This is a genomic window from Emcibacter sp., assembly GCF_963675455.1.
Taxonomy (GTDB): Bacteria; Pseudomonadota; Alphaproteobacteria; order Sphingomonadales; family Emcibacteraceae; genus Emcibacter.
Genome location: NZ_OY776217.1, coordinates 298,398 through 323,445 on the forward strand (window position 1 = coordinate 298,398; position 25,048 = coordinate 323,445).

A 25,048-nucleotide genomic window follows, 5' to 3' on the forward strand; every position below is an offset into this window, starting at 1 on the left:
ATAAAAGGCCTGTTTAATTTAGAATTAAATTAGGTAAAGCGGGTTAAAGGCATCACGGTTATGGGTAAAAGCGAGACAGAAAACTTAAATGACGAGAAAATCGCAGACTCCTATTATCTCCTCATAGAAGCCCCATTAACCGACAGTTCGCTGATCAGGGACAAACGCCTGAAAGAAGTCCTGGAGTTTTGGGAAAGAAATAAACGCGGGGATAACGTTCCCCTGTGGAAGTGTTTTAATCCCATGCAGTTTACCGATATTCTGCCGACAATAAGCGTCTTTAGTAACGAAGGGACTCTTGAAGAGCCGGATTATCTGCTGCGGGTAGAGGGTGATCAGAGTGCTGAACTGATGAAACTCCCCACGTCCATGACCAAAGTGGAAAAAGCAGAGGGCTACTTCAGTAAAACCCGCCTCAGGAAGCTTCTGGATCTGATGGCCCGAACCAAAAAACCGACCTATTTTATTCGCAATATGGGCTGGAATGACGACAGGCACTATATAAATTATGAAATCCTCTCCCTTCCTTTTTCCAGCAGGGAAAATGGCCCCGTCGACAGGTTTCTTTCTGCGAAAGTATTTCATCGGATAAGCTTGGAAGACTAGAACTTCCCCCCCCTCCAATAAACAGTCAAGTGCTTGATCAGCAAGACGGAAGTTAGTTTATTGTAGTTCCCGCCGCCATCGAATTTTTCCTCCTGCTGCCTATCCCTTACAGACCTTGCCCCCAGCCCCCCCTATTACTTGTATGCGTCTCCCTTTTAATTTAAAATAAAACCGATAAATAATTTAAAAAACACGGTGGTTCACTAATGGGTAGTGATATTCAGGAAGATTCTTCTGGGAAGAAAGATATGGATTCTTCATATATCATTATAGAATCTCCTCTCACCGACAGCTCCCTGATCCGTACCCCGCGCCTGAAACAAGTCCTGGAATTTTGGGAACAAAACAAAAGCGGGGATGACGTTCCCCTCTGGAAGTGTTTCAATCCCATGGAATTTAAGGACCTTCTCCCGACAATCAGTCTTTTCAGCAATGAAGGAACCCCGGAAAATCCGGATTATCTTTTGAGGCTGGAGGGAGACCAAAGTGCCCAAATATTGGGCCTTCCCTCCTCCATGACTAAACTGAAGGATGCCGATGATTATTTCCGCAAAACCCGGATTGAGGAACATCTGGCTGTTATGGCCCAGTCAAAGAAACCGGTTTATTTTATTCGCAACCTGGGCTGGAGAGACAACAAGAAATATATAAATTATGAAATCCTCTGCATGCCCTTCACCTCAAAAGAAAAGGGCTTCGTTGACAGGTTTCTCTCAGTAAAGACCATCAAGACGGTATCCCTGAACCATTAGGCCTAGCTTTCCAAAAGCCCGTCCAGTGCATCATCTTCCAGGTGATAGATCGTGTGATGTTTTTCCCGGCGGGCACCAAGGGATTCATAAAACCCAATTCCGCTCTCATTGTCATCCATCACCCACCAGCGCACGAAATAACCGCCGGCCTCCCGGACCTCCCTAGCCAGATAGGCAAAAATCTTTTTGCCTATGCCCTGCCCCCGGAATGCCGGCTGGATATAGATATCCTCCAGGTAGATGCCAGGCTTGCCCCGATAAGTAGCAAAGAAATAAAAATAGAACGCCGACCCGACCGCCTGACCGTCAAGCTCGATGATCAGGGTTCGGGCTTTCGGATCCGGACCGAAAAGATGATGACGGAGCCCCTCTTCCGTCGCCTCCACCTTGTGCAGTTCATTTTCGTATTCCGCCAGTTCCCGGGTAAACCCCAGAAGGGTTGGGATATCCTCGACGGTTCCGGGCCGTAAATTAACTTTTGTCATGCTTTTTCTTCTCAGTCACTGTCAGAATAACTCCACTGCTGCCAGTTACCTGTACAATATCCCCGACCTTGCCGTCAAATTCTCCACTGACTTTCCACAGGGTATCGCCAATTTTAATCTTGCCCTCGCCATTTTCCATGTCAGATACCAGGGTATAGTTATGGCCGAGATACTGAGCCCCGCGCCTGTTCAATGTTGTATCCTCGGTTTCCAGCGGATGCTTTTTCAGATAGCTGCGCCCGGCAAAAACGCTCACAACAGCCAGCACGGAGAAAATTACAAACTGCATTTCCCAGGCCAGGTCCGGCGCCATCAGCACAATCAAACCGACAATGGCGCTGGCGATGGCGAGCCAGAGGAACACAACCCCCGGCATGGCTACTTCAAATCCGATCAACGCCAGGGCGGTCACAAACCAGAGCCAGTGATTGAAGACAATATCCTCGAACATTACAAAACCCTTTCCTGACTAGCCCGCTGTCGGGACACGTCCGCGATTAGTGCCCGGTTTCGGGGCACTTTTCAGTTCGTTAAGCATCTCCGTCATCCCGCCCAGAGCACCAATGACACCAGAGGCCTCCAGCGGCATAAAGACCAGTTTTTCATTTGGCGAGCGGGCGAAATCGCTCAAGGTCTCGACATATTTCTGGGCGATGAAATAATTAATGGCCTGGGGATCGCCGTTGGCGATGGCCTCAGAGACCATCTGGGTTGCCTTGGCTTCCGCCTCGGCTTCCCGCTCGCGCGCTTCCGCATCCCGGAAGGCAGCCTCACGCCGTCCTTCAGCTTCCAGAATGGCACCCTGCTTTTCACCTTCGGCCCGAAGGATTTCCGCCTGCCGAAAACCTTCAGCATCCAGTATGTTGGCGCGTTTTTCCCGCTCCGCCTTCATCTGCCGCGCCATGGCATCGATGATATCCCGCGGCGGTTCAATGTCCTTGATTTCAATACGGGTGATCTTGATGCCCCAGGGGGTTGTCGCCTCATCCACTACTGTCAGCAGACGGGTATTGATCTGGTCGCGCTGGGACAGTAGCTCATCCAGGTCCAGGGATCCCATCACCGTCCTCAGGTTGGTCATGGTCAGGTTGAGGATCGCAAGAACCATGTCATGGACCTCATAGGTGGCCTTGGCGGCGTCAAGAACCTGGAAAAAAACCACGCCATCGGCCCGCACCATGGCATTGTCCTTGGTAATCACTTCCTGGGAAGGCACATCCAGGACCTGCTCCTGCATACTGACCTTGGAGCCGATCCGGTCGACAATTGGAATAATCAGGTGCAATCCCGGCACCAGAGACTTTGTAAAGCGCCCAAAACGCTGCACTGTCCACTCATATCCCTGTGGTACGGTTTTGACACCAGAGAAAATAAGAAATACAGCAATAACAATCAGTGCTATGCCGAATGAGCTAAAACCTAGCATATCAGGGTCCCCTTTTTCCGTTAATATTCATGCTGGCAAAAAGATACCCTATCTGGCGCGATCGGGATACAGGATTGTAACTTTCTGAATCCAGCCATGAAAACGGCGGCCTCCCGGGCAGGGAAAGCCGCCGTCATTACATTCAAATCTTGCCGGTTAAAGCTGGGTCAGCACATGTTCGGCGCTCGAAACCCGGAATTCACCCGGCCCCTCGATATTCAGTTCCTTGAGCTCGCCATCCTCTATGATCATGGCAAAACGCTTGCCGCGGGTCCCCATACCGAAACCGGAGGCATCAAAGTCAAGCCCCAGCGCCCTGGTATAGTCCGCATTACCGTCGGCCAGCAAAGTCACTTTGCCGTCCGCTCCCTGGGCCTTGCCCCAGGCGCCCATGACGAAGGCGTCATTCACTGCGATACAGACGACTTCATCCACGCCTTTTGCCTTGAGGTCATCTGCATGTTCGATAAAACCGGGCAGGTGCTTGGCGGAACAAGTGGGGGTGAAAGCACCCGGAACCGAAAAAAGAACCACCTTGCGTCCGCCGAACAGGTCGGCTGTGGAACGGGGTTTCGGGCCATCGGCCGTCATTTCAACAAGGGTACCTTCAGGCATTTTATTGCCGGCTGAGATTGTCATAGTTTATCCTTTTTTGATTGTTTAACCCTGAGTGTAAAAAGCAGTGCAAAAGACATAAGAAACGGAACCAGTCTTTCAAGTATATCACCGACGGAATCCGGCTGCAGGTAAAAATATACCGTTGATGACACGCCCAGAACCATGGCCGGCAAAATACTTCGGGGATTGAGGCCAACACCTGCCAGCCGCAGCACAACGACCGGACCGAATGCCGCCCCGAGGGCCGTCCAGGCAAACATCACCCGCGAAAAAATATCCGACGGCAGATAAATGGCCACCACCACTGAAACCACACATAACAGACTGATCACAAGGCGGGAAACCCAGAGCCGGTTCTCCCCTTCATCGGGCTCCCCCATAATATCATGGGCGATGGCCGAGGCACTGACCAGAAGCTGGCTGTCGGCCGTCGACATGATCGCGCTCAGAACGGCCGCCAGCAGGATGGCGCCAACAACTGTGGGCAGAAGCCCGTCACTGAGTATAAAAAACAGGCTTTCCGGATCCGACAGAGGCCCGGGCACCAGAATTTTACCACACAGGCCAAGAACAACCATATTGCCAAGCACGACAACGAACCAGAAAATGGCATATTTCTGGGCCGTCCGGACCGATTTCTGATCCCGCAACGACATAAAGCGGGTCAGAAGATGCGGCTGTCCCAGCGCCCCAAGCCCCATCGCCATGGTTCCGACAATGAACCCGAGCGCCATCAATCCCAGGTTTGGTCCGCTGAGGGAAAGTTGTTCCGGCGTGGAGAGCGCATGGATTCCATTCCACAGGCCAACCGGGCCGCCCACCTCATAGAGGGCAGCCGTCGGCAAAAGAATCGCCGCCACAAGCATCAGCATCCCTTGCAGGGTATCAGTCAGGCTGACCGCCCAGAACCCGCCCAGAAGGGTATAGATCAGGACTATTCCGCCGCCCAGAATAATGCTGGTGGAGGAGGAAATCTCAAAACCGTTGGCAAAAGCCTTGCCCGCTCCCATGAACTGGGAGGCGACATAAAAGATAAAACAGAAAGTGACTACTGCGGCGGCAAAATAGCGAATATTTCGTCGCGTATGTGCCTCACCCTCCAGGGCCAGAAAGTCCGTAAGCGTGACCAGTTTCAGGTCATGGGCAACCTTCTGCAACCGCGGCGCCACCCATAACCAGGAAGTCCCGTGCCCAAGGATCAGGCCGGCAAACATCCAGACGGTGGAAATTCCGAATGTGAAGGCTGCCGCACTCAGGCTCAGGATCGACCAGGCCGACGCCGAACTGGCGGCATAACTGATGGAGGCGACAAAAGGTCCAAGGGTTCGATTACCGATAAAGAAATCGGCATTGTCGTGGGTTCTGCCCTTGGCCCAGAAACCGATCAGAATCAGTACAAGCTTGTAAGTCACCAGAGTGACCAGAATCGTTGTTTCCCTGGACATATCTTCCCCTTGCACAGATGATCACAGGCGACTTTCCGCCACCGTTTCTATTCTGTAACGATCCTAGCACGAACTTCCCGGGCCTGACCAGCCCCGGGCACCAGTGTCAGGATGACCTCCTCGCCGACAAGGCTGCCGTGGGATCGTTCCTGCGTATAGGGAATTTCAAACAACACGCTGTCGGCGCCATTGCGAAGCCTGGGCTCTGAAAAGTAAAAATCTTCCGGGCCCTCAACAAACAGATCCCGATAGGTGATGCCGCCGGACTCCGGTGTCTTCAGCGATACTGTCAGCAGGCCCTTGCCATTATCCTGTACATAAAGGAACCCGGGATCTTCCTCCCGGGGGACACGGTTGCGGAATTTTTCCAGCAGCGCCTGCTGGTAGAGAGATACTTCAAGGCCGGCCAGATTATCCAGTTCGAGCCTGTAATCCGCCGTCAACGGTATGCAAACCTCCTTGCAGATCATAAAATCCATTGTCAACGCCAGCGCCACCTGCCCGTCGCCACTGCCGAGATGCACCTCGATCGGCACAACAAGTTCGTCATGGTATACATTGGAGACATATCCAAAAAAAGTCATCCGCTCAGGCACAGGCCATTTCACAGCGATTTCCCGAAGATCCCCGCTGTTGTCCCAGTTCCAGGACGGCGGCATGCCCGCTTCGCCCGGGGTGCGCCAATAGGTCTTCCAGCCGTCCTTCAGCTTGACCTGCCATCCTATGTGAATGATTTTTTTCTGCGCGTCATAGTCCCCCACAAAAAGTCGCGAGGAAGTATATTGGTTACTGATCCAATGCGAAGAATTCTCCGCGGCCCCAGCGGAAAAGATAACCGCGACGGCAAGCAGGATTCCCTGTATGCTGCCTGCAATATTCCCGGACCAGACTATTTTAACTATACTTCTCATGCTGTGTATGTAACCCTTCCTGAGCGTGGATTAAAGTAACTAATTCGTGAAATAATTCCAGTTCGGGTCTGGTTTCACCGGCCGGGCTGTTGTAAAATGCTCCTCATTCTGACTCCAGAGCACAGAAAAACAGATCAAAAGGTTATTGCAGTGAAAAAACAAGGCTATCTGGAAGGCCAGTTGTTACTGGCGATGCCCGGCATGGCGGATCCCCGATTCGATCATAGCGTGATCTATGTCTGCTCCCACAATGAAGAGGGGGCCATGGGCTTGATTATCAACAAGCGGACAACGAGCATTGACTTTCCCTCGTTACTGGATCAACTGGATATAGATGTAGAGAGCAGCTTCAGCAGCAACGAAGCTCACTTGTCCGACCCCATCCTCCTGCATGCCGGCGGCCCGGTGGAAATCGGACGTGGTTTCATCCTGCATTCTGCCGACTATGTGCAGGATTCCACCATGATCATTTCCGAGACCATCGCGCTCACCGCCACGGTGGATATCCTCAGCGCCATCGCCCGGGGCGAAGGGCCACAGGACTATATTGTTGCCCTGGGCTACAGTGGCTGGGGTGCGGGACAACTGGAGCAGGAACTGCAGCAAAACAGCTGGCTTAATATCGAAGCCGACGAGGAGCTTGTCTTCAGGACAGACCTCGAACTCAAATGGCCGAGGGCAATGGCCAAGCTTGGCGTTGATGTGTCATTGCTCTCCATGGACAGCGGACATGCCTGACCCGGTCAGTAGCGACGGAAAACCCGGGGCGAAAGGAAACAACCAGGCTCTCTATGTAGAACCGGTAGAGCGTTTTCTTCAGGAGACTGATCTTTCTGTAAGCCTGGAACAGCTGAAAATAAAATTTTCCGAAGCGCTGGCAGAATTTGACTGCCCCTGGTTCAACTGTTTTTCCATTACAAACCTCGACCGCCCTCCGTCAAATGCCATCAGAATTTTGCACTATCCCAAGCACTGGGTCGAAAGATATATTGCCCAAAGCTATTTCCGGATAGACCCGGTCCTGACCGAAGCTCTGACAAACCATCTGCCCCTCATCTGGGATGAAGAGCTGAAACTCGAAAAATACACGCCGCAACAGGTCCGCCTTTTTCAGGAAGCGGCCGAAGCCGGCCTGAAACATTTTATAACCGTCCCCATCCATAAACCCGGCGCCTTGCCGGCAGTTGTCACGATTGCCCGCGACAAGAGATTTTCTGACCAGTCGCAAGTCAACATGCTCCATCTGCTGAGTCTCCACCTGCACGACCGGGCAGATAAAATTATCAACAGACAGGACCCGATGCATCGACGAAAGCAAATTCTGACACCGCGGGAACAGGACTGCATCACCTGGTCTGCCTATGGCAAAACCGACCACCAGATTGCAGATATTCTTTCTATCAGTCACAATACTGCCCATCGTCATCTGGAAAATGCAAAAAGAAAACTCGGGGCTTTCAACCGGGCTCATGCCGTCAGCATCGCCCTGAGACTGCGGGAAATCATACTTTAAAAAGACAGTCAGGCATATTTATCAACTCAGTTTTTCAAGGTATGCAATAATAGCATACCTGACCTGTGACATTAGGTGGTTCTCAACTTTAAGGACTCCCCCTATATACCTCCCCAGATGTTGTATGCGTCTAAGACTGAAATCCTCCCTTTTTATTTCAGTCGGATATAATCTCTTCTCCCCTTTGGGATTATATCCAGTTTCATTGTCTCCTAGGCATGAAACCTCCCTATATTTTTACTATGCCGGGCTTGTCCCGGCATTTTTTTTAAAAAAACGGGCGGCACAAGATCAGACATTACACCCTGTTATTAGTTTGTCTTACTCACAAATAATATCCTTCCAATAGCAATTAAAACAGAAGTTCATTCGATCTCAGCAAAAAAATAAACGTTAAAATTTTATCTATTAAATCTCTGTTAACTAGTTACATATTAAACAGAAATCAGGATTTGAAGATATCCCGTCCACAGCGCAGGGCCGCCACAGGAATCAGGATATCGTAAACCTGACTTGGATTGAGTTAATTATTATTAGGGTACTATATTATGACGAACGTAAGAACCATTTTGAAAATTGCCACGCTGGTTTCAGCACTTGCTCTTCCCCTCAGCTTTGCACAGACCGCAAGCGCCGGTGACATCAAGTCCTGGCAGACTTCCATCGTGAAACTGGTTGCCAAAAAGCAGGTTTATCCCCGCGCTGCCATGAATGATGAACTGGAAGGTCGCGCCAAGGTAAAAATCAGCATCGATCGCACCGGCGCCATTACCGCTCACGAACTGGTCGAATCTTCCGGCCACGACGTTTTTGACCAGGAAGTTGAAGCTCTGGTTTCCCGGATCAACCCGCTGCCGACTCCGCCGGCCGATCTGGCTGACTCCAACCTCAGCTTCATCCTGCCCCTGACCTGGGCGATCAACTAATTACTGCTGTTTGCAAAAATAGCCTGTATGCGTAAAAAGAGCCGCCCCTTGGGGCGGCTCTTTCCATTTTCAATGCCTGATACTTAATAACCGGCCGCCTGGCCGTCCTTGCGCATCTCGCTGGCCGCCTTATAGACATCCTGCTCATAATCCCGCAGAATTGCCTGATAGCCGCCATAACCGCCTTTGCCGACACGAACATCATGCCCTTTGGCCCTCAGCTCTTCCACTACTTCAGGGAGAACACCGCTCTCCACATGCAGGACGCCGCCATCATGCATGATTTCCCCTGTGGGCTGGCTTGATCCGTCATGACGATAGCGGGCCGCGTCGCCGGCTTCCTGAACATTCATACCGAAATCAATGATATTGGTGACGATCTGAGCATGACCCTGCGGCTGCATGCCGCCGCCCATGAGACCAAAGCTCATGAAGGGCTTACCATCCTTCATGATAAAGGCGGGGATGATGGTATGGAATGGCCGCTTGCCCGGGGCATAGACATTGGGATGCCCTTTCTTCAGGGTAAAGAGCTCCCCCCGGTCCTGCAGCATGAACCCAAGGCCATCCGGCACCAGGCCGGAGCCCATACCGCGGTAATTGCTCTGGATCAGCGATACCATCATACCGTCCTTGTCGGCCACGGTCATATAGATGGTATCCCCGTACTTAAGCACATCGGGATCCGGATATTCGACTTCCCGGATCACCTGATCCATCCTGATCAGCTTGCGCCGTTCGGCCGCATAGTCCTTGGACAGAAGCCGCTCCATCGGCACCTTGTAGAAATCGGGGTCCGCATAGAACCGGGCCCGATCCTCAAAGGCAAGCTTTTTGGCTTCCACATGTAAATGAAGATAATCCGCCGAATTATGGCCCAGAGACTTTAGGTCATACCCTTCCAGGATGTTTAATTGCTGCAGGGCGGCAATACCCTGCCCCTGCGGCGGAAGTTCGTAAACATCATAGCCACGGTAATTAATACTTGCCGGTTCTACCCAGCGGCTATTGTGCGAGGCCAGGTCTTCCTTGCGAATATAACCTCCGATTCGCTTCATATAGGCGTCAATCACCGCGGCGATTTCCCCCTTATAGAAGACATCCCGGCCGCCTTTGGCGATTTTTTCCAGGGTGTTGGCCAGATCCGGATTGCGGAAAACCTGCCCTTCCACCGGCGCCTTGCCCCCCGGCATATAGGTTTTGACAAAATTATCCGTTTCCTCAACACCACTGCCGGGTGTCAGGTAACGCTTGCCTGCCACCTGCATATAATGCGCAATCAACTGGGTGACCGGAAAGCCTTCCCGGGCATAACCGATCGCAGGTGCCATGATGTCCGTCATTTCCAGGCTGCCGAATCGCTTATGCATTTCAAACCAGCCATCGACGGTACCCGGCACAGAAACAGGCAGGGAACCGAACGGCGGGATCGTATCGCGGTCCCGCTTTTTCAGTTCAGCCGCCATCTGGTCGTAACTCAGTCCCTTTGGCGAACGGCCGGCGGCATTGAGGCCATACAGCTTTTTCGTTTTCGGGTCCCAGATGATGGCGAAGAGGTCCCCGCCAATGCCATTACCGGTAGGCTCCATCAGGCCAATGGCGGCGTTTGCGGCAATCGCCGCATCCACCGCATTACCGCCTTGTTTAAGTACACCCAGGGCGATCTGGGTGACCAGCGGGATACTGGTCGCCGCCATGCCGTGCCGGGCAATGACCTGGGACCTGCCGACAAACTGGGCTCCGACATTGCGGTCACCTTTTCTGGTTTGCGGCCAGCTTTCCTCCGCCCCTGCGTCATCATTTAATCCCGGCATGATCATTGCTCCCGCCGCCATAAGTCCGGCCAGTATGAAACCTTTGACATGGTCCTTCCTCCGCCGGATCATTTCCCGCCATCCTGGATGAACTGCCGCACCGTACCGGCCAGCTTTTCAAGGGAAGGCTTGTGCACATACATCATATGGCCGGCATCATAATAGGTCATGGTCACGCGGGAGGTGTCCATACCGTACTGGCTGAAGGTCTGTTCTGTGGCAAAAAACGGCGTCGCCATGTCATAATAACCATTGGCGACATAAACCCGAAGGTCACTGTTCTGGCGCAACCCCTTGGCAATGACGGGGCCAAGGGTCGGATAACCGCCGGTCCAGCCGTCACTGGTTTTCCAGTTCCAGTTGCGGCCCGGCTGGCCACTCAGCACCTGATAGCGTTCATCCTTTTCCACCTTCAGGTCCCGCGCCATATAGTCATTGATTGCGGCCGTATAAGCGGCACTGATGCCGTAGCCGGCCGGGTCGGCGGTAAAGGTCTCACCGGCGTCATCCTGTTCCTCGCCGACATAACGGCTATCCAGACGACCGACAACCTTGCCCTCGTCACGCAGGAGTTCGCGCATGAAGCGGAATTCATTGACCCAGAGACGGGTCTTTTTCAGGTAAGACTTTTCAAGCCCCGTATAAAGACTGAGCTTGTCCAGGACGGCTTCCTGCTCTGTCTCACTCAACCGGTTCCCCTTGAAGATGGCCAGCATATAATCATTGAGGGCGAACTGCCGGGCTTCCTCGATAAATCCGTCAAAGGTCCGGCCGGTCTTGTCGACCTTGCCGTGATACCAGGCGGTTGCGGCAAAGGTGGGCAGGAAAAAGATATTGGGTTCCGGGTTGTCCGCGCTGTGTCCATCCACGGTCTGGAAATCGACGATGCTGGAAACCAGAATGATCCCGTTCAGGGCCATGCTGTTATAACCTTCCTGCAATTCCTTGACCAACGCCGCGGTTCGTGTGGTGCCATAACTTTCACCGCCCACATATTTGGGACTGTTCCAGCGCCGGTTTTCGGAAACATATTGACGGATAAAGTCGCCGACGGATTTGGCATCCTCGTTGATGCCCCAGAATTCCTTGCCTTCCCCTTTGCCGACGGCTTTGGAGTAACCGGTGCCGACCGGATCAATAAAAACCAGGTCGGTAACATCCAGCAGGCTGAGTGCATTATTTTCAACATTGTAGGGGGCGGCGCCTGCATTGGTGGCATCAGAAGGCACATCAATGCGTTTGGGTCCGAAAACGCCCATATGCAGCCACAGGGAGGCAGAGCCGGGACCGCCATTGAAGAAAAATGTCACCGGACGGCTAGCGGGATCTTTCACATCATCCTTTGTATAGGCAATGGAAAAAATGCTGGCCGTCACCTCGCCCTTTTCGTTCTTCAGATGAGTATCCCCGGCTGTCGCCGTATATTTCACCTTGCTGCCGTTGAATGTGCCGCTATGGCTGGTTTCGAACTGTTTGGCCTCGGGGATTTCTCCCGACGCTTCCTTCACTGTTGCTTTGGCAGCGTCTTCGCCACCGTAGACAATATTGACAGGCAGGCAAACCATTGCTGCCGCCAGCATAATTTTCAGAAATGCTTTCATGCTATATCCCCTTGGATTTATAATTTATTGAATCAAGTCTGACAAAAAAAGCAGGCGGACGCAACCGATAGCATTTTATACCTGTAAATAGTGGATGCCCCGACCTATATGGGATATAGAAAAATAAACAATAAGAGGAAAAACCATGCCGCTTGAGAATCTTGTTTCCGGACACCGTCATTTTCAGAAAGGCCGATTCCAGCAGGATAAAAAGCTCTATGAGAGCCTTGTAGAAAATGGACAGGCCCCGGAGGTGATGATTATTTCCTGCTGTGACAGCCGGGCGGACCCAGTCATCATTACCGAAGCGGAACCGGGCAGCATCTTCTCCCTGCGCAATGTGGCCAACCTGGTTCCCTCCTATTGCCCCGACGGCACCCAGCACAGCTCAAGCGCCGCCCTGGAATTCGCCGTTCGACACCTGAAAGTCAAGGATATCGTGGTCATGGGCCACGCCCATTGCGGCGGCATCAAGGCGCTTTATCACGGCGACTTCGACAATCAGGACCATGTGGATTTCATCGAACCCTGGATGAGTATTGCCAACGAAGCCCGCTACAACACACTAAATAATTTCAAAGGTGAGCCGGAGAGTAAAATACTCAGGGAAATGGAGATGGAATCGATCAGGATCAGTCTGAGAAACCTGCGCAGCTTCCGCTGGATCAAACAGGCAGAGCAGGACGGACAACTGACCCTGCACGGATGGCATTTTGAAATTGAAAGCGGCACCCTTTACGCCCTGGATGAAAAAAGCGGAAAATTCTCCCCGCTGGTCTGATCGGTAAAATTCGGGCATACTCCGCAAAAAGAAGGGGTCCGATATAACGGAGAGGCAGATGATTTCCCTGAAACTTCCCATCAAGGCAGACCCGGCAACCGTCTGGTCATGCCTCACCGACAAGACCCACCTCGACAAATGGTGGGGAGATAATGTCAGCCTGGAAGCCAAAGTGGGCGGTGCTTTTGAAGAACGCTGGCTTGGCCGGGAAGGAGAACAATGTGTCACCCGGGGCACCGTCAAGACGCTGGAAAAAAACAGCAAACTTCACCTCAGCTGGGCGGACGAGGACTGGGAAATCGACACGGAAGTGATCATCACCCTTGAGCCGACAGAATCCGGGACCGAATTAACTCTGTCCCATACCGGCTGGGAGGGACTGATGGGTGACCTGATGGACAGCATCAGGGAAGACCATGAAGCCGGCTGGCAAAGCCATCTCTACAGCCTCAAATCCTATGCGGAGCGCCTGAACGCCGGATGATCAGTGCCGTGTGAGAAGTTTCTCGATCTCCGGCTGGCCTTTGGCAAAATCCATGGCGCGACGTCCGTCTTCCGAGACAAGTGATAGGTCTGCGCCCTTCTCCAGCAGCAGGCTGACAAGATTTGCATATCCCTGATGGGCCGCCGACATCAAGGCGGTATATCCTCCACCCTGAATGGTGTTGGGGTCGGCGCCGGCTTCCAGGAGAAGCTCCGCAATAGCTTCCTGCCCGCCGGCTGCGGCGCTGTGCAACGGATAGAGATGGCTGTCATTGGGCGCCATCATATTGACATCGGCACCTTTATCGATCAGCAGCTTCACTGTTTCCTCCTGACCGAAAAAACAGGCCAGATGCAGGGCGGAAAACCCGTCGCCCGCATACATATTCACATCTATCCGCGGATCGGTCAGCACCACTGCCAGCAAATCGTTCATGCCCAGTGCCGCCAGATCAAAAAGATCGAGCTGGGGTTCATGAGCAAGGAGAATGTCGGTCAGGTCATGCTTCTGCAGGTAAAGTGTGAAGAGTACAGCCGACAGGCCGTCCTCGCTGCGGGCCGAGGCAAGCCCGGGCTCCTTGTCCAGGATCTCGTTCAGCTTGTCCGCATCGGCAATATCGATCGCCTTGAACACGTCATCTCTGGTCGCCATGCTTTTCTTCCTGTTGATAATCCGCTCTTACTGATAATCCGCCATACCGCGCCGGGCCAGCTCGTCGGCTTTTTCATTGCCCGGATGACCGGCATGTCCCTTGACCCATTTCCAGCTCACATTGTGGCTTTCAATGGCCTCTTCCAACTGCTGCCAGAGCTCGGCATTTTTCACCGGTTTTCTGTTGGCCGTGCGCCAGCCGTTTTTCTTCCAGTTATGAATCCATTTGGTGATGCCGTCTTTGACATAGACGCTGTCAGTATAGATGGTCACATGACAGGGGAACCTGATCGCATTCAGCGCCTGGATGGCCGCCATCAGCTCCATGCGGTTATTGGTAGTATCCGTCTCACCGCCGCAGAGTTCTTTTTCATGTTTTCCGGACTGCATCAACACGCCCCAGCCGCCGGGACCGGGATTACCTGAACAGGCGCCATCCGTATAGGCGATCACTTCCTTCATCAGATATCCAGTCCATAGGCAGAGGCGTTTTTCACCCCCTGATGGAATTTCAGCTTGGTCAGATATTCGGTCGGATCCTTGACCTGGACCATGGCCCCCTCGACCCGGTTGAGCCAGTCATAAAGCCTTGTCAGCAAAAACCTGAGCGCCGCCCCCCGGCACAGGGTCGGCAGAGCGGCAAGTTCACGCTCGTCCAGTTGCCGCACCTCGTTATAGCCTTTAAGCAGCTGGGTAGACTTGGTCACATTAAAGGAGCCGTCCGCCTCGAAACACCAGCTGTTCATACAAACCGCAATGTCATAGGCGAGAAAATCAGTGCAGGCGAAATAATAGTCGATCAGGCCGGAAAGTTTGCCCTCAAGGAAAAAGACATTGTCCGGAAAAAGATCCGCATGGATAATGCCCCGGGGCAGATCATCAGGCCAGTTTGCTTTCAGAAAAGAAAGCTCCTGCCTGAGGGTGCCGCAAAGGCCGGGCGCACAGCGGTCGGCGCCGTCCTCACAATCGGCCACCAGTTTTTCCCAGCCGGAAACCGACAGGTCATTTTCCCGACTCATCCCGAAATCCGCCGCCGCCAGATGCATACGGGCAAGTTCACCGCCAAGCTGGCGGCAATGATCCGGCTGCGGCTTGTTAATGGCCATGCCCTGCAGGAAGGTGATCAGGGCCGCCGGACGTCCGCATAATGTTGTCAGGTTCCGGCCGCTCCGGTCCCGCACAGGTGTCGCACAGACAATATCCTTGTGATTCAGGTGGTCCATCAGGCCCATGTAAAAGGGCAGGTCATCCGGGTTTACCCGGGCCTCGAACAGGGTCAGGATAAAGCTGGCCTGTGTCGTCTGCAGGTAATAGTTGGTATTTTCCGAGCCTTCGGCAATACCCTTGAAGGATACAACCTCACCAACATCATAGCTGGCGATGAATTCGTTAATTTCTTCTGCGGTAACCTGGGTATAAACAGCCATTTCTAATCCCTGAGCAATATGGCGGGTACTTTGAACACAACATTTTCCTCGACCGTCATGACCTGGTCAAGCTTCACCTCATAACGATCCCGGAAGGCGTCGATCACTTCCTCGACCAGGACTTCCGGTGCACTGGCGCCGGCGGAAATACCCACATTCTCGACAGCTTCCAGCCAGGTCCAGTCAATATCGGCGGCCCGCTGGATCAGCATGCTTTTGCAGCCCTGGCGGCTGGCGACCTCGACCAGGCGTTTGGAGTTTGAGCTGTTGGGCGCCCCGATGATCAGCACCGCATCGACCTTTTCCGACATGGCCTTGACGGCCCCCTGCCGGTTGGTGGTGGCGTAACAGATATCTTCTTTTTTCGGATCCTGGATGCCGGGAAATTTTTCTTTCAGCGCGGCGATAATATCGGTGGTGTCATCCACCGACAGGGTGGTCTGGGTGATATAGGCGACATTATCCGGATTGGAAAATTCCAGTCCTGCCACATCCTCCACCGTTTCCACCAGCCTGATTTTGCCTTCCGGCAACTGGCCCATGGTGCCAATGACTTCCGGGTGCCCCTCGTGGCCGATCATGACAATGTCCCGGCCGGTGCGTTCATGCCGCTCCGCTTCCCGGTGCACCTTGCTGACCAGCGGACAGGTGGCGTCCACATACATCATCTTGCGCCGTTCTGCTTCCGCCGGCACCGATTTCGGCACCCCGTGGGCGGAAAAAACCACCGGCATGTCGTCCGGCACCTCATCCAGTTCATCAACAAAGATGGCGCCGCGTTTCTTCAGGCCCTCGACCACATATTTGTTATGGACGATTTCATGGCGCACATAGACCGGCGCGCCGAATTTCTCCAGCGCCATTTCGACGATCTGGATGGCCCTGTCCACACCGGCGCAAAAACCCCGGGGATTGGCGATATATAGATTGATAACGGCTTTGTTCATGGCCCCGCTTATACACAATCTTGCCGAAATTGAATATACTAAATTTCCCCTTTAACCGGCCCCCAGATGACCCCGGATCACCGTCCCCATTTGTGCATTGATTCGTGGTTTTCAAAATTATCCAGACAAAGCAAGATGTTAAAGATGTGCAGGAAACTTATGGAAACGCATATAAATTTTTCAGCAAAATTCCCCGATTGACTTCTGGCCCTTGCCGACTATGCTGGGCCTGCAAATTTACCTTGCGGGAGAGCCCGGCCAGACCTAATAAGTCAGCACCGGCGCCGAAGGAGCAACCGCCCCGGAAACTCTCAGGCAAAAGGACCGCAAGGAACAGCACTCTGGAAAGCGGGATATTCTGAAAGGATTGTCCCCACCGACGGGGTAAATCTCTCAGGTTCCGTGACAGAGGGGGCACAGTTTGGACGAACACGTCTGCTGTGAAACCCTATGTTACATAGCCGCTGGCTGGAGAACCTTATGAGTGCTGATCTGAGTGATCTGAAGAAAACACCCCTCTACACCCTGCATGACGAGCTGGGCGGCAAAATGGTGCCCTTCGCCGGCTATGCCATGCCGGTTCAATATCCTATGGGGGTGATGAAGGAACATCTGCACTGCCGGTCAGACGCGGGATTGTTTGACGTCTCCCATATGGGACAGGTTGTACTCTCCGGCGAGAATGCCGACAAATGGCTGGAAAGCCTGGTGCCCGGCAATATCGTCGACCTGAAACCCGGCCGCATGCGCTATACCCAGTTCACCAATGATATCGGCGGCATCCTCGACGACCTGATGGTGACCAGGCGGGACAATGACCTGTTCCTGGTGGTCAATGCCGCCTGCAAGGCCCAGGACATTGCCCACCTACTGCATCATCTGCCGGTGGAGTTCGAGCTGACCGAGCTTTCCGACCGGGCGCTGGTTGCCCTGCAGGGACCGAAAGCCGCCGCCGTACTCGCCCGCTTTACCCCTGCCGTGGCGGAGATGCCGTTTATGTCCTACCTTGAGGACGACATCGAAGGGGTGCCCTGTTTCATCAGCCGTTGCGGTTATACCGGCGAGGACGGCTTCGAGATTTCCATGCCGGAGGCGGAAGCGGAAAGGCTCTGCCGCCTGCTGCTGGCCGAAACGGAAGTGGAAGCCATCGGCCTTGGCGCCCGCGACAGCCTGCGGCTGGAGAGCGGCCTGTGCCTGTACGGCCATGACATCGACACCAGCACAACCCCGGTTGAAGGCAACCTTCTGTGGTCCATCGGCAAGCGCCGGCGGGAACAGGGCGGCTTTCCGGGCGATGTGATTATCCAGACCCAGATCGCCGACGGCCCGGCCCGGCTCCGGGTCGGTATCCTGCCCGATGGCCGCGCCCCGGCCCGGGAAGGCACTGAAATCCTGAACAAGGATGACAAGGTCATCGGCACCATCACCAGCGGCGGTTTCGGCCCCTCCTTAGGCGCACCGGTGGCCATGGGCTATGTGAGCCGCAAATATTCAAAAGCCGGCACGGAAATTTTCCTGTCGGTCCGGGGCAAAAAACTGCCGGCGAAAGTGGCCGACATGCCCTTCGTGGAACAACGATATTACAGAGCATCAAAATAAGAAGAACCTGAGCCAAAAACCTGAGGAAGAAAAATGACCACATATTTTACAGACGAACATGAATGGATCACCGTCAACGGCGACATCGGCACCGTCGGCATCACCGACTATGCCCAGGAAGCGCTGGGCGATATTGTCTTTGTCGAACTGCCCGCCGCCGGCGCCAGCCATACAAAAGGCGATGAAGCCGCCGTGGTGGAATCAGTCAAGGCCGCCAGCGAAATCTATGCCCCGGTCGACGGCGAAGTGACCGAAAGCAACCCGGCCCTGGAAGAAGACCCGGCCCTGGTGAACAGCGCCGCCGAAAGCGACGGCTGGTTTTACAAGGTCAAGATGAGCAACCTGAGCCAGCTCGACGGCCTGATGGATGCGGAAGGTTACAAGGCCTTTACTGACGGCCTCAACTAAGCCAAGAACAGGATTTCCCATGCGATATCTGCCCTTAACCCCCGATGACCGGTCGGCCATGCTGGCCAAAATCGGTGTCACGCATATTGACGAGCTGTTCCGGGATGTGCCGGAAGAGGCCCTCCTCGACGCCCCGGTCGACCTGCCGCGTCACGCCACGGAAATGGAAGTGGAGGCCGCCTTCAAGGCCTTTGCCGGACGCAATCTGCCTGCGGGCGAAGCGCCCTTCTTTGTCGGCGGCGGCGCCTATCGCCATCATGTCCCGGCCACAGTGGATTATATGATCCAGCGCGGGGAGTTCCTGACCGCCTATACCCCCTACCAGCCGGAAATCAGCCAGGGGACATTGCAGGCCCTGTTTGAATTTCAGACCCAGGTCGCGCAGATCTTCGGCATGGATGTGGCCAATGCCTCCATGTATGACGGCTCCACCGCCGCGGCAGAGGCCGTCCTCATGGCCCGGCGCGTAACCCGCAAGAACAAGGCGATCATTTCCGGCAGCCTGCATCCGCAGTATATCGAGGTGATCAAATGCACCACCGCCTTCACCGAGGACGTGACCGTGGTCAATCCCCCGGCGGTGAGCGGCGTGGAAGACCTGATCGGCCAGATTGATGACGAAACAAGCTGCATCGTCGTCCAGAACCCGGACTTTTTCGGCAACCTGCAGGACTTCACCAAGCTGGCCGACGCCGTGCATGCCAAAAAAGCCCTGCTGGTCGTCGTGGTCACGGAAGTGGTCTCCCTCGGCGCCATAAAGTCCCCCGGTGAAATGGGCGCGGATATCGTGGTCGGCGAAGGTCAGTCCCTAGGGGTCGGCCTCAATTTCGGCGGGCCTTATGTGGGCCTGTTCGCCACCAACCAGAAATATGTGCGGCAAATGCCGGGCCGCCTGTGCGGGGAAACCCGGGACGCCGACGGCAAACGCGGTTTTGTGCTGACCCTGTCGACCCGGGAACAGCATATCCGCCGCGAGAAAGCGACCAGCAACATCTGCACCAATGCCGGGCTCTGCACCCTCGCTTTCAGCATCCATATGACTTTGCTGGGCGAAGCGGGCTTTACCAGGCTGGCGGCGCTGAACCACGCCAAAGCCTGTGAGCTCGCCGACAAGCTCAGCGACATCGACGGGGTGGAACTGCTGAACGACAGCTTCTTCAACGAATTCACCCTGAAACTCTCAAAGCCCGCCGCCCCTGTGGTGGAACAGCTTGTCGACCAGGGCATCATCGCCGGGCTGCCGGTGAGCCGCCTCTATCCGGGCAAGCCGGAGCTTGACAACCTGCTTCTGGTCGCAGTGACCGAAACCGTCAGCGAGAATGACATGTACGCCCTCTATTATGAACTGAAGGAGGCGCTGAAATGATGAACAATCAGGGACGCCCCACCAACATCGATGCGGCCCAGGATCTTTCCGCCGCCGCCCGTGACACCTTCAGCGGCAATATGGGCCTCGCCCAGGAAGAGCTGCTGATCTATGAAATCGGCGATACGACCACCACCGGCGTCGACCTGCCCGAGGTGCCGGAAGTGCACAGCCGCCTCGGCGGGCTGGAACGTAAAGGCGAGATCGGTCTGCCGGGTCTCAGCGAGCCGGAAGCCATGCGCCATTACACCCGCCTCAGCCGCCAGAATTACGCCATCGACATGGGGCTCTATCCGCTCGGCAGCTGCACCATGAAACATAACCCCAGGCTCAACGAAAAAGTCGCCCGCCTGCCGGGTCTCGCCGACATTCACCCGCTGCAGCCCCAATCCACGGTCCAGGGGGCGTTCGATTTGATCGATACGCTGGCTCACTGGCTTAAAACCCTCACCGGCATGCCCGCCGTCGCCATGTCGCCGAAAGCGGGCGCGCATGGGGAACTCTGCGGCATGATGGCCATTCGCGCCGCGCTCGACAAGCGCGGGGAAGAGCGTAGAATAGTACTTGCGCCGGAGTCCGCCCACGGCACTAACCCTGCCACCGCCGCCTTGTGCGGCTATACGGTGAAGGCGATTCCGGCCACCGAAGACGGCCGCGTCGACCTCGCGGCCCTGAAAGACGCGCTCGGGCCCGATGTGGCCGCGATCATGCTGACCAATCCCAATACCTGCGGCCTGTTCGAGCGCGACATCAAGAAAATCGCCGATGCGGTCCATGAAGCGGGGGCTTACTTCTATTGCGACGGCGCCAACTTCAATGCCATCGTCGGCAAGGTCCGCCCCGGCGACCTGGGTGTCGACTGTATGCATATCAACCTGCACAAGACCTTCTCCACCCCGCACGGCGGCGGCGGTCCGGGCGCCGGTCCGGTGGTCTTTTCCGAGGCGCTCGCGCCCTTCGTGCCCACGCCTTATGTGGTCGTGGGTGAAGAAGACTTCACCATGGTCGAACATGACGACACCGGCGACAGCTTCGGCCGCATGACCGCGTTTCATGGCCAGATGGGCATGTTCACCCGGGCCTTAAGCTATATGATGTCGCACGGATCGGACGGCCTGCGCCAGGTGGCGGAGGACAGCGTGCTCAATGCCAACTATATCCTCGCCAGCCTGAAAGATGTGATGAGTGCCAGCTTCGAGGGTCCCTGCATGCACGAGGCCCTGTTCGACGATCGTTTCCTGAACAAGAGCGGCGTGGAGACGCTTGACTTCGCCAAGGCCATGATCGACGAGGGTTATCACCCGATGACCATGTATTTCCCGCTGGTGGTGCACGGCGCCATGCTGATCGAACCGACCGAGACCGAAAGCAAACAGTCGCTCGACCAGTTCATCGGTTCCATGCGCCATCTGGTGGACAAGGCCCTGTCGGGGGATGCCGACCGTTTCGCCGGCGCGCCTTACCATGCGCCGCGGCGACGGCTCGATGAAACCACCGCGGCCCGGAAGCCGGTCTTGCGCTGGCAGAGGCCGGAAGAAAGCGCGGAAGCTGCGGAATAAAATGAGAGAGGGAGCCTGAGGGCTCCCTTTTTTACTTTTCAACCGTCCCCCCCCGCGAAGGCGGGGGTCCAGTCCGGATAAAAAAGCCCCTGTCCACCATTGTCTGGGTTCCCGTCTGCGTGAGAATGACAGGGGTAGAGAGAAAACGGTGTGTAACTTTATTATGCGTCTAGTTTTGAAGCTTCAATTATATTTTTCAATTTCAGCCTCCAACAGAATTTGCTCACTCTTAATTACACTGCTCGCCTCGAAAAATACTGTTTTTGAATGCTCTACTGCATTAATCAGTCCGAGATATTGCGCTTTTTGCTCCTCAGTTCCAAGATATTGAGGATGAGAGTCTAGTTTTTCAGTTAGATGAACAAGTGGTTCAATAGCCCCAATCAGTAAATAAGCTCTACTTGCTGTCTCAAAGATATCAGGCTTAGATTGGGCAAGAAATAATGAATGTTGCAGGAATATTTTACTACTCAACATTCCAGCCCTTTTCCTACAATCCATCAACATTGTTTGAGCGCCCTTTTGATTACTTAAAAGATTGGCCTCAATCCCATTTTGTAAGAAACCAATAATATCTGCACAAACCACACTGTTTTGCACCAGTTCAAGAGCAACCATTCTGTGAGCCGCAATTTTATTTAACAGCCTATCTAAATTATTTTCATTTTTTGCACTAATCATTTGAAGTTGCACCCCTTTCCATGCAACTGCTGCGGCAAACAATGCTAAGATAGTGCCAATCATAATTTGGTATTTATTGATCATTTCCCACAACGCGTACCAATCATTAAACCAAAATACAGCACTCCATCCTCCCGCTAAGAAAACGAACGCAAATAGATACCAATTCTCTTTCAACGATTTGACCATTAGGTTTTACCCACAATAAATAAAAATCACGAATGTTCTGCAAAGTAGAGTAGCAAATAAAATAACAACCATAGCACTTAATCGTCACCCTCGCGAAAGCGGGGGTCCATGGGTCCGCGTGACAGGTCTGTACGGTTGAAAGATGGTTTCCTGCTTTCGCAGGAATGACGGTGGAGGAAGCAGGCATAACGAGGGAAGAAGCGGGAATGACGGCCCTGCTCTCCTGTGCTATCCTGCTCCAAACACAAATAAGGGGACACCTCATGCGCAGAACATTCACCCTCGCCGCCCTGCTCACCGCTTTCGCCTTCCCGGCCCTGGCGAGCGAAGTCACCCATTTCCCGCATCCCGATCCGGCCCTGCCCTTTGCCGAGGCGGTGGAATATAACGGCGTGCTCTATATGTCCGGCCAGATCGCCACCGGGCCCGACGGCAAGATCGTCGCGGGCGGCATGGCCGAACAGGCCCGGCAGACCATGGACAACATCAAGGCAGTTACGGAAAAGCACGGCAGCGGCATGGATAAAATCATAAAGTGCACCGTGTTCCTTGATGACATGAGCCAGTGGGGCGATTTCAACACCGTCTATGTGACCTATTTCCCGGACGGCAAACTTCCGGCCCGCTCGGCGCTGGGTGCGGACGGGCTGGCGCTGAGCGCGCTGCTGGAAGTGGAATGCCTTGCTGCGGTTAACTAGGGCCTAGAACCGGTAAGCCACCCCGGCCAGGGCGAGGAGACTGTCCCGGGTCTCGATCAGCGGGCTGTCGGCCGCATCGCTGATCAGGTGATTATAGAGGCCCAGCACATAAACCCCGATCCGGGGCGTGATAAAGGTGATCACATTGAGCTTGAAGCCCATCTTGTGAAACCCGGCGCCAACGTCATAGCGGTCGAAACTGCTGGCCGCGGCCTGGGCTTCGGTCACGCCGTAAAAGGCATTGACATATTTTTCATCGCCGAAACTGATGAAGGGACCGCCCTGGACCTGGTAATTGGTGAAAATACGCTGGCCGTACTCTACACTGAGGGTGGTCGAGAAGCCGCCGTGGCCGGAACTGTTGAGCCCCTGTGCCCCCTCGAGGCTGACGTTAAAGCGCCCGAACTGATAATCGGCAAACAGCATCAGCTCCACCGACCCGTCCACATCGCCCAGTCCCCCAAAGCGGGGATCGTCGCTTTCCTTGCGGTTGCTGAAGCTATAGCGCAGCGAGGTGGACAGGGACAGGGTATGTTCGTCATCAAAGTCAAATTTGGCAAACCGGGCGCCGAGCCCGTAATAGGGATTGAGGAAAAACCGCCCCTTATAACGCACTTCGCCAAAAGGAATGGGCGTGACATTATAGGATTTGCTGCCGGGGTACTCCGGAGAAATGATGGTGCCTATACCGGCGAAAATGCGCCAGTCTTTCTGCTCCCCTGCCTCAGGTGGCCCGGCCTGGGGCATATCCTGTGCACGGACTGCCGGTGCTTCCGCACCCAGAAGACAGAGAAGAAACATGAGGATAAAATTCTTGATCTTACTCATGGCAGTGAACCGCCCCCGAAAGTAAACTTCAAAATTGAACCATTTTAAACGGCCGGTTTTTCAGGACCCTTGTAATCTGGTACGCCCCAAACCCGGCGATAGATCATATTCCGATGACCTTGAGGCCATTTTAGGGCAACCGGCCTCAAAAGGGTACCGTCTTTGATGATCTTTGCCGCAATAAATTCAGCTCCTTCATAAGGGTATATACATCCATTTCCGGGGCTGGTTTTTTATTCATGTTTTTTCCCGGATCGGGTATGAACTGGTCCTGGAGTTTTCTTTTTTTTAATATCTTGACCGTACCATGCGACGAAAATCCAGAGGAAGATGGCCCAGAGGAAAATGGCAGAGGAAATCTGATGACTGAAACCGAAATAATAATGAAAAGAAAACCTAATCTGTTTCTTGTCGGCGCGGCCAAAAGCGGCACCACGGCCATGGATACCTACCTGGCCCGCCATCCGGATGTTTTTATGGCGGTCAAGGAACCCCACTATTTCGCCACCGACCTGCTGGATGCCAGCCGTCCCGGCCGGCAGTGGGAAAGATACTGCCGGATTTTCGCCCCGGCGGAAGACCAGAAAGTGGTCGGCGAATCCTCGGTCTTTTATCTTTACTCAAAAGAAGCGGCCCAGAACATCCGGGCCTTTAATCCGGACGCCAAAATCCTGATCCACCTGCGCAATCCGCTGGAGGTCATTCCGTCCCATCATTCACAGAATATTTTCGAAGGCAACGAGCCGCTCGAGGACCTGCAGGACGCCCTGGCGGCGGAAGAGGACCGCAGGCAGGGCAAGAGACTGCCCGAACACGTCTGGAACCTGGTCACCTGCTACCGGGATTTCGTCCGGTTCCACGACCAGGTCAAACGGTTCATGGATGAATTCCCCCGGGATCAGGTCAAGATCAACTTTTTCGACGACCTGAAAAAAGACACCCGCGCCGTTTATCAGGACACCTGCCGTTTCCTGGACATCGATCCCGATATTGATGCCGGGTTTGAAGTGATGAATCCCAACAAGAAAATGCGCAGCAAAAAGGCCATGGATCTCTTTGTACGCAATCCGCCGCCGTGGCTGTCGGCGATCGCCAGGACCATCATGCCGCTGGAAAGCCGCACCGCCCTGAAAGCAAAAATCAAAAAGATGAACACGGCCAAACCCAAGCGCGACCCGCTGCCGGCCGACCTCCGGGCGGAACTGAAGCGCGAGCTGGCGCCCGATGTGGAAAAGCTCTCCAGACTGGTCGACCGCGACCTGATGCACTGGGTTTCCTGAGAAACTTGAAAACAGACACAAAAAAGCCCCCGCCGTATAGCGGGGGCTTTTCT

General features: G+C 54.3%; 27 protein-coding genes and 1 riboswitch. Of the genes, 13 read left to right on the top strand and 14 right to left on the bottom strand.

Going from position 1 to position 25,048, the window contains the following annotated elements:
- Nucleotides 1-60: 60 nt before the first annotated feature.
- On the top strand, nt 61-606 hold the full coding sequence (locus ACORNT_RS01290; protein ID WP_321394246.1) for a hypothetical protein: 546 nt from the start codon (nt 61-63) through the stop codon (nt 604-606).
- Nucleotides 607-854: 248 nt separating this feature from the next.
- Complete coding sequence (locus tag ACORNT_RS01295; protein ID WP_321394249.1) at nt 855-1,358, top strand: PAS domain-containing protein; 504 nt, start codon at nt 855-857, stop codon at nt 1,356-1,358.
- Between the two features lie 2 nt (nt 1,359-1,360).
- Here ACORNT_RS01295 and ACORNT_RS01300 read toward each other — a convergent pair whose 3' ends face one another.
- From ACORNT_RS01300 to ACORNT_RS01325, 6 genes are all read right to left on the bottom strand, one after another.
- Nucleotides 1,361-1,843: a GNAT family N-acetyltransferase gene (locus ACORNT_RS01300; RefSeq protein WP_321394252.1), complete on the bottom strand. Its 483-nt coding sequence runs from the start codon at nt 1,841-1,843 to the stop codon at nt 1,361-1,363.
- Entirely contained in the window at nt 1,830-2,294 is a 465-nt protein-coding gene (locus ACORNT_RS01305) for an NfeD family protein (protein ID WP_321394253.1), read from the bottom strand. The genes ACORNT_RS01300 and ACORNT_RS01305 overlap by 14 nt, the downstream gene beginning before the upstream one ends.
- 18 nt (nt 2,295-2,312) lie before the next feature.
- Nucleotides 2,313-3,269 carry an SPFH domain-containing protein gene (locus ACORNT_RS01310; protein ID WP_321394256.1) on the bottom strand — a complete coding sequence of 319 codons (957 nt, stop codon included), beginning with the start codon at nt 3,267-3,269 and terminating at the stop codon, nt 2,313-2,315.
- 156 nt (nt 3,270-3,425) lie between these two features.
- Complete coding sequence (locus tag ACORNT_RS01315; RefSeq protein WP_321394258.1) at nt 3,426-3,908, bottom strand: peroxiredoxin; 483 nt, start codon at nt 3,906-3,908, stop codon at nt 3,426-3,428.
- Nucleotides 3,905-5,332, bottom strand: coding sequence for a sodium/proline symporter (locus ACORNT_RS01320; RefSeq protein WP_321394261.1), 1,428 nt, complete (start codon nt 5,330-5,332; stop codon nt 3,905-3,907). Before ACORNT_RS01320 ends, ACORNT_RS01315 begins: the two co-directional genes overlap by 4 nt.
- Nucleotides 5,333-5,379: 47 nt before the next feature.
- A complete protein-coding gene (locus tag ACORNT_RS01325) occupies nt 5,380-6,243 on the bottom strand; it encodes a protein-disulfide reductase DsbD domain-containing protein (RefSeq protein WP_321394265.1) in 864 nt (287 codons plus the stop codon).
- Between the two features lie 150 nt (nt 6,244-6,393).
- Between ACORNT_RS01325 and ACORNT_RS01330 the strand changes: the two genes are divergently transcribed.
- From ACORNT_RS01330 to ACORNT_RS01340, 3 genes are all read left to right on the top strand, one after another.
- A complete protein-coding gene (locus ACORNT_RS01330) occupies nt 6,394-6,981 on the top strand; it encodes a YqgE/AlgH family protein (RefSeq protein ID WP_321394267.1) in 588 nt (195 codons plus the stop codon).
- The gene (locus ACORNT_RS01335; protein WP_321394269.1) at nt 6,974-7,756 is read left to right on the top strand and encodes a LuxR family transcriptional regulator; all 783 of its coding nucleotides are present in this window, start codon (nt 6,974-6,976) and stop codon (nt 7,754-7,756) included. Before ACORNT_RS01330 ends, ACORNT_RS01335 begins: the two co-directional genes overlap by 8 nt.
- Before the next feature lie 548 nt (nt 7,757-8,304).
- The gene (locus tag ACORNT_RS01340; protein WP_321394270.1) at nt 8,305-8,682 is read left to right on the top strand and encodes a TonB family protein; all 378 of its coding nucleotides are present in this window, start codon (nt 8,305-8,307) and stop codon (nt 8,680-8,682) included.
- Between the two features lie 83 nt (nt 8,683-8,765).
- Here ACORNT_RS01340 and ggt read toward each other — a convergent pair whose 3' ends face one another.
- Both ggt and ACORNT_RS01350 read right to left on the bottom strand, forming a co-directional pair.
- Nucleotides 8,766-10,496 (bottom strand): gamma-glutamyltransferase, encoded by a 1,731-nt coding sequence (gene ggt, locus ACORNT_RS01345; protein ID WP_420717529.1) that lies wholly within the window; start codon nt 10,494-10,496, stop codon nt 8,766-8,768.
- 68 nt (nt 10,497-10,564) lie between these two features.
- A complete protein-coding gene (locus ACORNT_RS01350) occupies nt 10,565-12,097 on the bottom strand; it encodes a S10 family peptidase (protein ID WP_321394279.1) in 1,533 nt (510 codons plus the stop codon).
- A 145-nt stretch (nt 12,098-12,242) separates the two neighbouring features.
- On the opposite strand from ACORNT_RS01350, the gene ACORNT_RS01355 reads away from it, so the two are divergent.
- Nucleotides 12,243-12,878, top strand: a complete 636-nt coding sequence (locus ACORNT_RS01355) for a carbonic anhydrase (protein ID WP_321394281.1) — start codon at nt 12,243-12,245, stop codon at nt 12,876-12,878.
- 58 nt (nt 12,879-12,936) lie between these two features.
- The gene (locus ACORNT_RS01360; protein WP_321394287.1) at nt 12,937-13,362 is read left to right on the top strand and encodes an SRPBCC domain-containing protein; all 426 of its coding nucleotides are present in this window, start codon (nt 12,937-12,939) and stop codon (nt 13,360-13,362) included.
- Here the strand turns inward: ACORNT_RS01360 and ACORNT_RS01365 are convergent, their stop codons facing one another.
- Genes ACORNT_RS01365 through ispH form a run of 4 tightly spaced genes read right to left on the bottom strand, consistent with a single transcriptional unit; the run spans nt 13,363 to nt 16,387 of the window.
- The gene (locus ACORNT_RS01365) at nt 13,363-14,013 is read right to left on the bottom strand and encodes an ankyrin repeat domain-containing protein (RefSeq protein ID WP_321394290.1); all 651 of its coding nucleotides are present in this window, start codon (nt 14,011-14,013) and stop codon (nt 13,363-13,365) included. It lies immediately after the preceding gene.
- Nucleotides 14,014-14,040: 27 nt separating this feature from the next.
- A complete protein-coding gene (rnhA, locus tag ACORNT_RS01370; RefSeq protein ID WP_321394292.1) occupies nt 14,041-14,475 on the bottom strand; it encodes a ribonuclease HI in 435 nt (144 codons plus the stop codon).
- Nucleotides 14,475-15,440: a homoserine kinase gene (locus tag ACORNT_RS01375; RefSeq protein WP_321394295.1), complete on the bottom strand. Its 966-nt coding sequence runs from the start codon at nt 15,438-15,440 to the stop codon at nt 14,475-14,477. The genes rnhA and ACORNT_RS01375 overlap by 1 nt, the downstream gene beginning before the upstream one ends.
- A gap of 2 nt (nt 15,441-15,442) precedes the next feature.
- Entirely contained in the window at nt 15,443-16,387 is a 945-nt protein-coding gene (gene ispH, locus ACORNT_RS01380; protein WP_321394298.1) for a 4-hydroxy-3-methylbut-2-enyl diphosphate reductase, read from the bottom strand.
- Nucleotides 16,388-16,622: 235 nt separating this feature from the next.
- Nucleotides 16,623-16,724: riboswitch (glycine riboswitch) on the top strand.
- Between the two features lie 143 nt (nt 16,725-16,867).
- On the opposite strand from ispH, the gene gcvT reads away from it, so the two are divergent.
- Genes gcvT through gcvPB form a run of 4 tightly spaced genes read left to right on the top strand, consistent with a single transcriptional unit; the run spans nt 16,868 to nt 21,319 of the window.
- Complete coding sequence (gene gcvT / locus ACORNT_RS01385) at nt 16,868-17,986, top strand: glycine cleavage system aminomethyltransferase GcvT (RefSeq protein WP_321394301.1); 1,119 nt, start codon at nt 16,868-16,870, stop codon at nt 17,984-17,986.
- Nucleotides 17,987-18,019: 33 nt separating this feature from the next.
- The gene (gene gcvH, locus ACORNT_RS01390) at nt 18,020-18,394 is read left to right on the top strand and encodes a glycine cleavage system protein GcvH (protein WP_321394304.1); all 375 of its coding nucleotides are present in this window, start codon (nt 18,020-18,022) and stop codon (nt 18,392-18,394) included.
- A gap of 19 nt (nt 18,395-18,413) precedes the next feature.
- A complete protein-coding gene (gene gcvPA, locus ACORNT_RS01395) occupies nt 18,414-19,760 on the top strand; it encodes an aminomethyl-transferring glycine dehydrogenase subunit GcvPA (RefSeq protein WP_321394307.1) in 1,347 nt (448 codons plus the stop codon).
- Entirely contained in the window at nt 19,757-21,319 is a 1,563-nt protein-coding gene (gene gcvPB / locus ACORNT_RS01400) for an aminomethyl-transferring glycine dehydrogenase subunit GcvPB (RefSeq protein WP_321394311.1), read from the top strand. The genes gcvPA and gcvPB overlap by 4 nt, the downstream gene beginning before the upstream one ends.
- 183 nt (nt 21,320-21,502) lie before the next feature.
- Here the strand turns inward: gcvPB and ACORNT_RS01405 are convergent, their stop codons facing one another.
- Nucleotides 21,503-22,189, bottom strand: a complete 687-nt coding sequence (locus ACORNT_RS01405; RefSeq protein ID WP_321394313.1) for a hypothetical protein — start codon at nt 22,187-22,189, stop codon at nt 21,503-21,505.
- A 263-nt stretch (nt 22,190-22,452) separates the two neighbouring features.
- Between ACORNT_RS01405 and ACORNT_RS01410 the strand changes: the two genes are divergently transcribed.
- On the top strand, nt 22,453-22,887 hold the full coding sequence (locus tag ACORNT_RS01410; RefSeq protein ID WP_321394316.1) for a RidA family protein: 435 nt from the start codon (nt 22,453-22,455) through the stop codon (nt 22,885-22,887).
- A 3-nt stretch (nt 22,888-22,890) separates the two neighbouring features.
- Here ACORNT_RS01410 and ACORNT_RS01415 read toward each other — a convergent pair whose 3' ends face one another.
- A complete protein-coding gene (locus tag ACORNT_RS01415) occupies nt 22,891-23,715 on the bottom strand; it encodes a MipA/OmpV family protein (RefSeq protein ID WP_321394319.1) in 825 nt (274 codons plus the stop codon).
- A gap of 362 nt (nt 23,716-24,077) precedes the next feature.
- Here ACORNT_RS01415 and ACORNT_RS01420 point away from each other — a divergent pair, with 362 nt between their 5' ends.
- Nucleotides 24,078-24,995 (top strand): sulfotransferase domain-containing protein, encoded by a 918-nt coding sequence (locus ACORNT_RS01420; protein WP_321394322.1) that lies wholly within the window; start codon nt 24,078-24,080, stop codon nt 24,993-24,995.
- Nucleotides 24,996-25,048: the final 53 nt, after the last annotated feature.